Origin of the sequence: Mycobacterium sp. 852013-50091_SCH5140682 (genome assembly GCF_001665685.1) — a bacterium.
GTDB lineage: Bacteria > Actinomycetota > Actinomycetes > Mycobacteriales > Mycobacteriaceae > Mycobacterium.
This window is the reverse complement of the sequence record NZ_LZTB01000076.1, coordinates 23,318-34,439: the sequence shown is the minus strand read 5'-3', so window position 1 is coordinate 34,439 and position 11,122 is coordinate 23,318. Positions and strand designations below refer to the sequence as shown.

Annotated in this window: 11 protein-coding genes; 5 read left to right on the top strand and 6 right to left on the bottom strand. The window is 67.1% G+C overall.

Annotated features, from left to right (window positions below):
• Positions 1 to 85 precede the first annotated feature (85 nt).
• Both A5784_RS21590 and A5784_RS21585 read left to right on the top strand, forming a co-directional pair.
• Positions 86 to 496: a hypothetical protein gene (locus A5784_RS21590; protein ID WP_064946935.1), complete on the top strand. Its 411-nt coding sequence runs from the start codon at positions 86 to 88 to the stop codon at positions 494 to 496.
• 240 nt (positions 497 to 736) lie between these two features.
• Positions 737 to 1,522, top strand: coding sequence for a L,D-transpeptidase (locus A5784_RS21585; protein WP_064946934.1), 786 nt, complete (start codon positions 737 to 739; stop codon positions 1,520 to 1,522).
• Positions 1,523 to 1,530: 8 nt separating this feature from the next.
• On the opposite strand, the gene A5784_RS21580 is transcribed toward A5784_RS21585, so the two are convergent.
• The gene (locus A5784_RS21580; protein WP_064946947.1) at positions 1,531 to 2,262 is read right to left on the bottom strand and encodes a helix-turn-helix domain-containing protein; all 732 of its coding nucleotides are present in this window, start codon (positions 2,260 to 2,262) and stop codon (positions 1,531 to 1,533) included.
• Positions 2,263 to 2,418: 156 nt separating this feature from the next.
• Between A5784_RS21580 and A5784_RS37710 the strand changes: the two genes are divergently transcribed.
• A complete protein-coding gene (locus tag A5784_RS37710; RefSeq protein WP_082944998.1) occupies positions 2,419 to 2,775 on the top strand; it encodes a hypothetical protein in 357 nt (118 codons plus the stop codon).
• On the opposite strand, the gene A5784_RS21575 is transcribed toward A5784_RS37710, so the two are convergent.
• On the bottom strand, positions 2,696 to 3,976 hold the full coding sequence (locus tag A5784_RS21575; protein WP_064946933.1) for a cytochrome P450: 1,281 nt from the start codon (positions 3,974 to 3,976) through the stop codon (positions 2,696 to 2,698). The two genes, A5784_RS37710 and A5784_RS21575, sit on opposite strands and share 80 nt — an antisense overlap.
• A 206-nt stretch (positions 3,977 to 4,182) precedes the next feature.
• Between A5784_RS21575 and A5784_RS21570 the strand changes: the two genes are divergently transcribed.
• Positions 4,183 to 4,803, top strand: coding sequence for a hypothetical protein (locus tag A5784_RS21570; RefSeq protein ID WP_064946932.1), 621 nt, complete (start codon positions 4,183 to 4,185; stop codon positions 4,801 to 4,803).
• Positions 4,804 to 4,818: 15 nt separating this feature from the next.
• On the opposite strand, the gene A5784_RS21565 is transcribed toward A5784_RS21570, so the two are convergent.
• The 3 genes from A5784_RS21565 to A5784_RS21555 all read right to left on the bottom strand — a co-directional run bounded on the left by A5784_RS21565 (position 4,819) and on the right by A5784_RS21555 (position 9,102).
• Positions 4,819 to 7,071, bottom strand: coding sequence for a molybdopterin-dependent oxidoreductase (locus A5784_RS21565; RefSeq protein WP_064946931.1), 2,253 nt, complete (start codon positions 7,069 to 7,071; stop codon positions 4,819 to 4,821).
• Between the two features lie 25 nt (positions 7,072 to 7,096).
• Complete coding sequence (locus A5784_RS21560) at positions 7,097 to 7,663, bottom strand: TetR/AcrR family transcriptional regulator (RefSeq protein ID WP_064946930.1); 567 nt, start codon at positions 7,661 to 7,663, stop codon at positions 7,097 to 7,099.
• Between the two features lie 308 nt (positions 7,664 to 7,971).
• Entirely contained in the window at positions 7,972 to 9,102 is a 1,131-nt protein-coding gene (locus A5784_RS21555) for a nitronate monooxygenase (RefSeq protein WP_064946946.1), read from the bottom strand.
• A 201-nt stretch (positions 9,103 to 9,303) separates the two neighbouring features.
• On the opposite strand from A5784_RS21555, the gene A5784_RS21550 reads away from it, so the two are divergent.
• On the top strand, positions 9,304 to 10,029 hold the full coding sequence (locus A5784_RS21550; RefSeq protein ID WP_064946929.1) for an HAD family hydrolase: 726 nt from the start codon (positions 9,304 to 9,306) through the stop codon (positions 10,027 to 10,029).
• Here A5784_RS21550 and A5784_RS21545 read toward each other — a convergent pair.
• The gene (locus A5784_RS21545) at positions 10,026 to 11,099 is read right to left on the bottom strand and encodes an NAD(P)H-dependent amine dehydrogenase family protein (RefSeq protein WP_064946928.1); all 1,074 of its coding nucleotides are present in this window, start codon (positions 11,097 to 11,099) and stop codon (positions 10,026 to 10,028) included. The genes A5784_RS21550 and A5784_RS21545 overlap by 4 nt on opposite strands.
• Positions 11,100 to 11,122 lie beyond the last annotated feature (23 nt).

Sequence of the window (11,122 nt, the reverse complement as noted above, 5' to 3'; positions counted from 1 at the left end):
GTGTGGCCCCCCCCCCCCCCCCCCTTTTTTTATTCACGCACAACACGGCATACCCCCTGCAGCGTAGTCTCGTGGGCTCGGAGATGTGTATAAGAGACAGCCGCAGGCCCAACTCGTCGAGTCCGCGCCCGTCGAATCTGCCGCACCACAACCTCAGGCACCGGAGTTCGTCGCCGAGCCCAGCATCGATCAGGCCCCCGCAGGCGTGCCTGCTCCACAGGAGGCTCCCGGCGGCCAGGTTCCCGACGTGCCCGCTGCGCCGCCGGACGGGCCGCCGCAGGCACAGCTCCCCGCCGATCCCGCCGCACAGGAGGATCCCGCCACCAAGCTACCGCTGCGGATGCGGATCCTCGGACGGCTGGGCCGCCTGCACCCGGCACCGGACGTCGCGACCGAGCCGATTCCGGACCAGGCCGGTGTGCCCGTGCCCGGGCAACCACCTGCCTCCGCGCCCGACCAGCCGCCACCGACGCAGGACGTGCCGCCGGCGCCGTAGCCACAGCATCAAGGGCGGTGGCAATTACCGAGTCGTTTTCGGTATCGAGTGATCTGTCCCTACCCGGTGTTGCTGGTGGCCGGTGACGCACCGGACCGATCTCGAGGCGGATGAAACGTTCCTGCCACGGGTGTCGATGCAATAAGCGTGACTCGCCTCCCTCGTGAATCCGATGCGACGCCTACCGGCCTCGGCCTGCGATTACCGCGGCGGGGGGAGCGGACGAACTACACTGCAGAAATGCTGAACGCCTCGTCGCCCGGTCCTCGAACCGCGCTGGGATCGGTCCGAAAAGTGTTTGCGGTAATCGGGATCGCCACCCTGGCCCTCGCCGGCTCGGTTAACGTCGCGGCGGCAGCCGTCAGCACCCCGAACCCGGTAGTCACGGTCGAGCCGGCGGCGGGAGCCGTCGTCGGGGTGGCGTACCCGGTGACGGTGACGTTCAGCGCTCCGGTGATCGACCGCGGCGCCGCCGAGCACAGCCTGCGCGTGACCACCTCCGCGGGGACCGCGCCGACCGGCAAGGTCACCTGGTTGAGCAACGATGTGATGCGCTGGACGCCGGATCAGTTCTACCCGGCGCACTCCACCATCTCTGTCGTCGCCGAGGGCTTCAAGACCAGCTTCGAGACCGGCGCCACCGTGCTCGGGGTGGCCGATATCAGCGCCCACACGTTCACCGTCAGCATCGACGGCCAGGTCGCGCGCACCATGCCTGCTTCGATGGGCAAGCCCAAACATCCGACCCCTGTCGGCTCCTTCACCGCGCTGTCGAAAGAGAAGACGGTGGTGATGGATTCGCGGACCATCGGCATCCCGTTGAGCGATCCGGAAGGCTACAAGCTGACCGTCAGCGACGCGGTACGCGTCACCTGGGGCGGGGTGTACGTGCACTCGGCGCCGTGGTCGGTGGCTCAGCAGGGCAACTCGAACGTCAGCCACGGCTGCATCAACCTCAGCCCGGACAACGCGGCGTGGTACTTCAACACCGTCAACATCGGTGATCCGATCATCATCAACGCCTGACCCTCAAGTCAGCGCAGCGCCGCCGCGGTAGCCGCGTCGGCGGGCAGGAATGCCTCGATGCTGAGCTCGGCCGCGGTGAGGTCCAGCGCCGTACCGAACGTCGTGACCGTGCTCAGGAACGTCAGCGGGCCGTGTTCGGTGTCCAGCTCCAGCGGGACCACGACGCCGCCGAGATCCCGGATCGGCGCCGACCCGCCGGGATAGGCCTCGATCTCGGTCAGCAGCGCCGCCAGTTCGTCGGACCCGCTGACCGACACCTCGCGTTGCAGCCTGCTGATCAGGTGATGACGCCACTCGGCCAGATTGCGGATCCGCGGCGCCATCCCGTCGGGATGCAGCGTGATCCGCAGCGCATTGGGCTGGGCGAGCAGATGCTCGGCGACGCCCTGCAACAGCAGCGCTGTTCCGGCGTTGGCCTGCACCAGGTTCCAGGCCCGGTCGATGACCACACACGGGTACGGGTGGTAGGCCTCCAGCACCCGCGTCACGCCGTCACGCAACGCGGCCATATCGGGATCGTCAAGAGGGCGTTCGCCGTACACCGGGGCAAGACCTGCGGCCATGAGCAACCGATTCTGTTCGCGCAGAGGGACATCCAGCACTGAGGCCAGCCGCAGCACCATGGCTCGGCTCGGCGTCGAACGCCCGGTTTCGATGAAGCTGACGTGTCGCGCCGACACGTCGGCCTCGATCGCCAGCTCGAGTTGACTGATCCGGCGGCGCTGCCGCCACTCGCGCATCAAGGTGCCGATGGATGACTGCCTGGTCGCCGTGGTCACCCGACCAGTCTCGGCGATGCCACGCCGCCCGGCCACTACCTCCGAGGTAATTGCGCCCATTACACATACCCGCGAGCGTGGTGGTGTCGGGAACAACTCTGGAGTCCAGGAGGCGCAATGGCTCACCCCACCCGCCCAGCTGCGCCGGTCCCGCGATGGTTGCGCTTCGTGATGACAGCCGACCGCGCGGGCTCGGCCGCCTACGTGGGTACCGGATTCTTCTTCGCGCCCGTGCTGGCGGTGGTATCACCGTGGCCGGCGGTGACCGCGGTGCTGTGGATCGTCATCGCTGTGTTCGGGCTGTGGCTGGGTCTTTTGGGCATCGCCATGGCAACCGGGCTGGCCATCGTGCTGCGCGGAGGTGGCGAAATCTCGGATGACTACTGGCGTTCGATCATTGACTACCCAGATCCTGATGGGGCACAGGGCATTTCGCATTCGCGGCACCGCGGTAGTCGACCTGCCAGTGTTTGATGCCGTTGAGCCAACCGGACCGTAGCCGTTCGGGTTCGGCCAGCGGCGAGAGGTCGGGCATCTCGTCGGCGATGGCGTTGAACATCAGGTCGATCGTCATCCTGGCCAGGTTCGCGCCGATGCAGTAGTGCGCGCCGGTACCGCCGAATCCCACATGGGGGTTGGGATTTCGCAAGATGTCGAAGGTGTACGGATCGTCGAAGACCTCCTCGTCGAAGTTGGCCGAGCGGTAGAACATCACCACCCGCTGCCCCTTCTTGATCGGCACACCGGAGAGCTCGGTGTCCGCCAGCGCAGTGCGCTGGAACGACGTCACCGGTGTGGCCCACCGGACGATCTCGTCGGCCGCGGTGGCCGGTCGCTGCTGCTTGAACAGCTCCCACTGGGCAGGGAACTCGGTGAATGCCATCATGCCCTGGGTGATCGAGTTGCGGGTGGTCTCATTGCCCGCCACCGCCAGCAGGATCACGAAGAAGCCGAACTCGTCGTCGGAGAGTTTGTGGCCCTCGACATCGGCCTGCACGAGCGCGGTCACCAGATCGTCGCCGGGCGTGGCCGTCCGCTCGGCTGCCATCTTCATCCCGTACATGATCAGCTCCACCGACGCCGAGATGGCGTCGTTGCCGGCAAACTCCGGATCCTGATTGCCGACCATCTGATTTGACCAGTCGAAGAGCTTCTTGCGGTCCTCTTGCGGCACCCCCATGAGCCCGGCGATGGCCTGCAGCGGCAGTTCGCACGACACCTGCTCGACGAAATCGCCGGCATTCTCGGCGGCCGCGGCGTGGGCGATGGTGCGGGCGCGCCGGGCCAGATCATCGCGCAGCTTTTCCACGGCCCGTGGCGTGAATGCCCGCGAGACGATCTTGCGCAGGTGGGTGTGATGCGGGGCGTCCATGTTGAGCAGCACGAACCTGCCGTGCTCGATCTGCTGGGAGATGCTGCCCTCGGGGTAGCGGGGCAGGGCGGTCTTCTCCTGACTGGAGAAGACGTCGCTGCGCAGGGACACCTCCTTGACGTCCTTGTGTTTGGTGACGACCCAGAATCCGCCGTCGTCGAAGCCTGTGCCGTCGACGGGCTGTTCGTTCCACCAGATCGGCGCCAGCTTCCGCATCTGCGCAAGTTCGTCGACCGGCAGCCGTTCGGCGTAGATATCGGGGTCCGTGAAGTCGAATCCGGGCGGGAGATTCAAAGTCGGCATGGCGTGGAGTGCTCCCTCGCGACGACGTTGTGTAGTGTTGTGTCTCCTTGCTACACCACAGTTGGGGCGGTGTGCAGCGGGTTACACAAAGTCGGACGACGTCCGTTTTGGAACGTGTTCCGATTCTGCCGGTGTAACGATTGGGTGGCACCGCCGATGGACCCAGCGCTACCATCAGCCACTGGAGTAACAGCGAGAGGCCACCGATGACCGTCGACATCCGAAAGCTTGCGTGTGCGGCTGCGTGCTGCGCATCGGCTCCCGTCGTCGCGCTGATGATCGCAGCGGCGGCGTCAGCCGATCCAGGCTTGCCAGTACCGCCCCCCGATCCCGGCGCCGCACCGGCGCCCCAGGCGGCCGATCCGGCCGCCCCTGGTGCGCTTCCGGCACCGCCTTCGGGCATTCCGCATCTGGCCAGTCCGGACTCGCTGCCGCCGGGATCGACCATGGATCCCAGCGCGCAGGACCCTGACAGCCCCAACGTGAGCTATCTGAAGGATCTGTGGCACGCGGTCCAGAACAACGAGATCAGCGGCAAGCAGGCGCTGCTGCTGGGCCTCGCGCAGCGCAACATGAGCACCCCGATCCCCAATCAGGCACCTGGCCCGAACGTGCCGCTCTCACCCGGCGGCCCTGCGCTGCAGGGAGCGCCCGGGCCGAACACCGTCGCCCCGGCAGGCCCCGTCCTGCCCGGCGCACCTGCTCCCGCTGCGGCACCGGCACCCGGGACCGTGCCGGCTCCAGCAAATGTCCCGGCACCGCCGCCGCCTGCGCCGTGGAATCCCTTCGCGCCGCCGCCGGCCGATCCGGCTCCGCCGCTGCCCTGAGCGCGGCCGGCGGGCTCAGAGCCCGGGGACGCTGACGACCGGCACCGGCTCAACCCGGGCGGGGACATGCTTGTGCCACGGCGTGCCCGCGTATTCGTCGCGCCACTGCGTGGCGGTCAGTTCATTGGGAGCGACCCCCGGTGTCACCGCACGGCCGTCGGCGTCGGTGTAATCCAGACCGAATCCGTTCGGTAGCGAGATGTGCCCGGGCAGCATCGCATCGCTGACCTCCACGCTCGCCTCGGCGCTACCCGTCGCGGTGGTGATCCTGGCCCGGTCACCGTCGCTCAGGCCGATGGCGCGGGCATCCTCGACACTGATCCGTAACGCGCCCTCGGTGTCGCGCTTGCGCCAGCCGGGGTCGCGGAAGATGTCGTTGGCGGTGTAGGCCCGCCGCTCCCCGGCGGACAGCACCAGCGGGAACTCCGCTGAGGTCAGCGCCGTCGGCATGGACGGCAAAGCCCTTACGGCATCGAGCATCTCGGGCATGTCCAGAGCGATCTTGTGGTCGGCGTGGCTGATCAACGCGAAGTCATCCCGATACTCGTGCACAGTGAAGGTCACCCCGGAGCGGCCGGCCAGGATGGCCTCGAAAAGCGCGTTGCCGTCGGCGTGCCCGGCCCGGCGCACGGCGTCCGGATATGACATGGCGGTCTTCTGGGCCAGTCCCCACAGGGCCGCGGCGCCGGCCAGGCCGTCCGGCAGCGCAGGCCCCAGCGTCTCGTAGAGGACGTACGGCAGCACCCGGCCCAGCGCCGGATTGGCTCCCACCGCACCGAGAAACGCTGCGGCGTAAGCGTCCAACCCGTCGCGCGCGGCGCGCCGTAGCGGCTGCAGTTCGGCGTCGTCGACCACGCCGATGGCCCGGACCAACCGGGCCCAGATCTCGGGCTCGGGCAGCGTGCCCGGCAGTGGTTCGAACAGCCGGTGGCGCAGGTGAAAGGTGTTGTGCGGGAACTCGAGATTGAAGAACGTCGCTTCGGCCTTCTCGAACTGATTCGCCGCGGGCAGCACGTAGTGGGCCAGCCGCGCCGTTTCCGTCATGGCGACGTCGATCACGACCAGCAGTTCCAGTGACTGCAACGCCGCGCGTACCGCCGCAGAGTCGGCGACCGAGTGCGCCGGATTGCTGCTCTCCACGATCATCGCGCGGAAGCGGTCGGGATGATCGGTGAGGATCTCCTGCGGCACGACGTTCGAAGGCACCAGACCGGCGATCACCGGCGCGCCGGTGACCGGGCTGCGGCCGACCCCGCCCGATCCGAACAACGGCGCAAAGGACGAATGCAGGTGCTGCCCACCGCGTTTGGCGAAATTACCGGTGAGGATCCAGAGCATCTTGTTGAGGTACGAGCACAGTGTGCTGTTGGGTGCCTGCTGAATGCCCAGGTCTTCGAACACGGCCACGCTCTCGGCCGCGGCGATGCGGCGCACTGCCCGGCGCAGCAGGGTTTCGTCGACGCCGCAGTGCGCCGCGTACTCGCCGACCGGCACCTGTTGCAGCACCTCGCGGACCGCATCGGCGCCGTTGACGTGTGCGGCCAAAAACGCTTCGTCGCACAGGTTCTCCTGAACCAGAATGGCGGCCATCGCGGCCAGACACCACGCGTCGGTGCCGGGGCGCACCCGCAGATGGAAGTCGGCCATCCTGGCGGTGTCGGTGATGACCGGGTCGATGACGATCATCGCGCGGCCCGGATCCTTGGCGATCTCGTTGAGCACCACGCGGGCGCGCGGGAAACTCTGCGACATCCACGGGTTCTTGCCGACGAACACCGCAACCTCGGCGTGTTCGAACTCGCCCCGGGTGTGCCCGCCGTACAGGTGCGCATCGACCCAGGCCTCGCCGGTCTTCTCCTGTGCCAAGGCGTTTGACCGGTACCGCGACCCGATAGCTTTGAGGAACGCCCCGCTGTACGCGCCACCGAGATGGTTACCTTGACCGCCGCCGCCGTAGTAGAAGATCTTGTCGCCGCCGTGGCTGTCGCGGATCTGCAGGAACCTGGCTGCGATCTCCGAAATGGCTGTGTCCCAGTCGATCTCCTCATACGATCCGTCCGGGCGGCGTCGCAGCGGCGAGGTCAACCGATTGGTGCTGCTCTGGTAGTGGTCGAGCCGCAGCGCCTTGTTGCAGGTGTAACCCTGGGATGCCGGGTGGTCCTTGTCGCCGCGGATCTTGGTGATGGCCCTCCCTTCGGTCTGCACCACGATGCCGCAGTTGCATTCGCACAAGATGCATGCGGTGGGCTGCCATTGGTCGACCGTCATGGCGGTGTCCTTCGGGTGGTAGGGCTCAGCGGGTTGCTGCCGCCAGTTGTTCGCGCAATTGGCGGTGGATCAGGTCGAGCGGTTTGACGTCGCGGGTTGCGCGGGCGATGACGACCGCGCCTTCGATCGAGCTGATGATCAGCATGGCGAGTTCTTCGGCACGGTCGGCCGCCACACCGTCGTTCTGCAGTCGCTCGACGATCTGTCCGGTCCAGCGGTGAAACGCCGCGGCGGCGCGCTCCCGGACCGGCGAGTCGCCGTCGTCCGGATCGCCTGCCTCCACCGCGACGGCGACGACGGGGCATCCGGCGCGGAACTCGCTGTTGAGCAGTTGCTTGCGGAAGCCGGCGATCATGCCGTCGAGCAGAGCGGTGGCACTATCGGCCTTGGCGATGCGCGCTGCGATCTGGTCATTCGCGTAATCGATTGCTTCGCAGAGCAATTGGGTGCGTCCACCGGGGAAGTAGTGGTACGCCGAGCCGCGCGGTGCACCGCTGTGCTGTAGCACGTCGGCGATGGCCGTCGGATGTGCTCCGCGTTCGCGGATCAGCAGTGCAGCCGAGGCCACCATGCGCTCGCGTGGTGTCGTCACGTCGCCCCTTTCGCGATTATGTATGCAACCATACATAGTCAGAGGGCCTGTGGTCCAGCGCTTAGGCCGCGGATTGCAGCCACCCGGTGGCTGCAATCCGAGACGTAAGCACTGCGACACCCACTGCCTACCGCGAGCGTGAACCCTCTGCGAATTTGAGCGCCGGATTTCGGAGACAGTTCACTCGTGGAGACGAATTCAGTCCAACCTCGCCACCGTCGCGCCGACAAACCGCCAAAATTGCAACAGCCACATACTGACCGCAATCCTCGGCGGAGTGGTCCTCGGCCAGAGCGGGGGCGTGAAAGTCACACGCCGGCAGCCTCATTGAGTTCATTGAGCCTGCCGGTGGCCTCCAGGTACTCCTGCACCCAGCGTTCGATGACGGCAGAGGTCTTCTCCACCTTGGTGAACTGCCCGACCACCTGGCCCACCGGGTTGAACGCGACGTCGACGCTCTCGTTCGGATATTTGTGCGTTGCGGCAACCGCCATGCCGGACACCATGTACTGCAACGGCATTCCGAGCGGCTTCGGGTTGTCCGGGTTCTCCCAGGCGTCGGTCCAGTCGTTGCGCAGCATGCGAGCCGGCTTGCCGGTGAAGGACCGGCTGCGGACGGTGTCGCGGCTGGTGGCCTTGGCGTAGGCGGCGTGCTGCTGCTCGGTGTGCTCGGATTCCTCGACCATGACCCACTGCGATCCGGTCCAGGCGCCCTGTGCGCCGAGCGCCAGCGCGGCGGCGATCTGCTGACCGCTGCCGATACCGCCTGCGGCCAGGACCGGAACCGGCGCAACCTCCTTGACCACCTGCGGCCACAGCACGATCGACCCGACTTCGCCGCTGTGCCCGCCTGCCTCGCCGCCCTGCGCGATGATGATGTCGACACCGGCATCGGCGTGCTTGCGGGCCTGCGAGGGCGAGCCGCACAGCGCCGCGACCTTGCGGCCCTCGTCGTGGATGTGCTTGATCATGTCGGCCGGTGGCGTGCCGAGCGCGTTGGCGATCAGGGTCATCTTCGGGTGCCGCAGCGCCACCTCGACCTGCGGTGTCGCGGTGGCCTCGGTCCAGCCGAGCAGTTGCAGCGCGTCGTCGTCGCTGTGTTCCACGGGCACGCCGTGGTCGGCGAGGATCTTGCGGGCGAAGTCGAGGTGCTCTTGCGGAACCAGCGACTGCAGCATGGTTTTCAATTCGTCGGCGGACATGTTGGTGTCCATGCCTTCGTACTTGTTCGGGATCACGATGTCGACGCCGTACGGATGGTCGCCGATGTGCTCGTCGATCCAGTTGAGTTCGATCTCGAGTTGCTCAGGGGTGAAGCCGACCGCGCCGAGGACGCCGAACCCGCCGGCCTTGGACACGGCCACGACGACATCGCGGCAGTGGGTGAAGGCGAAGATCGGAAATTCGATACCGAGTTCGTCGCAGAGTGCGGTGTGCATGCGGGCTTCCTCCAAGCGGGGGCGGTGCGAAATCATGACCAAACGACTGAAACGTGTTCTAGTTTAGTACTCCGAAGCGCCGCTGCGGGGCGGGACCCGGGCAAAATGCTCCGAAATTCCCGCCGACGGGGTGTCGTCGGGGAACGTCGGTGCTCCATTAAGGATTCGCGGAGTGCGGCCCGGCTTGATCTACTTGCTTGCATGGGCCGCACCTTGTCGCCACCTGAATCCCTGGCCGAAATCGGCGACGGCCCAGGCGGCGCGCGGGTGGGGGCGTTCTTCGACCTGGACGGGACGCTCGTCGACGGGTTCACGGCCACGGCCCACGCCGGGCATCGGATCCGCAATCGGCAGGCCGCGGTCGGGGAGATCCTGGGGATCATCGAGGCCTCGGTGCGCTACCGGCTGGGCCGCATGCCGTTCGAGCGGTTGATCGTGCGGGCCGCGGGCTACCTGCGAGGTGAGTCGTTGCAGCAACTCGACGCCTTGGGGGAGCAGTTGTTCACGCGCCACATCCTCGACAGGGTCTACCCGCACATGCGCGAGGTGGTCCGGCGCCATCAGGAACGCGGCCACACCGTGGTGATGAGCTCGTCGGCGCTGACCATCCACGCCGAACCGGTCGCGCGTCATCTCGGCATCGACCACGTGCTGTGCAATCACTTCGAGACCGACGGGCAGGGCCTGCTGACCGGCAATGTGATCCGGCCCATCGTCTGGGGTGCGCGCAAAGCCGATGCGGTGCAACGGTTCTGCGCGGACAAGGACGTCGAGCTGGATCGCAGTTACTTCTACGCAGACGGCGGTGAGGACGGCGCATTGATGCGGCTGGTGGGCCACCCCCGGCCGGTGAATCCCCGGCCCGGCCTGGCCGCGGTGGCGGTCGAGCGCGATTGGCCGGTACTGACGGTCCAGCGGGCACGTTAGAGCCCGAAGAGGCCCTTGCCGGTCACCAGCGGCAGGTCCAGCGTGGTCCGGATGCCGGGAGGCGCTGCCACCACGTCCGGTATCGCGTTGACGATGCGGCCGGCCGCCGCGACGATCGCGGCATGGTTGTGGTCGCCCTTGCGGCTGCTGGGGCAGATGTCGACGGAGTAGGACGGTTCCCCGACGATCTCGACGCGATACGACCCGCCCGGCTGGGCCGGCTGTGCCCAATCCGGTCGCAGATCCTCGCGCAGTCGGGTGACATGCTCGATCACGATCACCGGTTCACCGCGGACCATGCCCCGGATCTCGAACCGCATGGCCGCCACCGTGCCTGCGGCGATGTGGCCCGCGGCAACGTCGAAAGACTCTGGGGCGGGCTCCTTTTCGCACACCTCGGTGATGTCGTCGATCTCGATGTCCAGCCCCGCGGCCAGCTGTCGGATGGAGGTGCCCCACGCGATGCTGAGCACGCCGGGCTGGAACAGCAGCGGTGTTTCGTCGAGCGGCTTGCCGAAGCCCATCACGTCGAACATCACGGTGACGCCGTCGTAGGTCGCGTAGTCGGCGATCTCCATGCAGCGCACCTGCCGGATGCTCTGGCACGTACCAGCGAGTGCGAACGGGATCAGGTCGTTGGCGAACCCGGGATCCACGCCGGTGATGAACAGGCTCGCCCCGCCGGCTTGTGCGGCTTCCTCGATGGCTGCGATGTATTTGCCGGGCATGAGGTGCCACGGGTACTGCAGCACGACGGGCGCCGAGCCGACGACGTTGATGCCCGCCGCCAGCAGCCGCACCACGTCGGTGATCGCCTCCGGTCCACGGGTGTCGCCCATCGCGCAGTAGACGGCGCAGTCCGGTTTGGCGGCGATCACGGCGTCGAGATCGCCGACCGCGGCGACGCCTGTCGAAATGACAAGGCCGGCAAGTTCGCCCGCATCCTTACCGATCTTCGCCGCCGTCGAGACGCACAGCGTGGTGAGCTCGTAGCGGGGGTTGGTCAGCAGCCCGGTCAGGGCCAGCCTGCCGACATTGCCGGTGCCGATGTGCGCGACGCGGATGGCCATGGGGTCGAAGTATGCCGACTCGA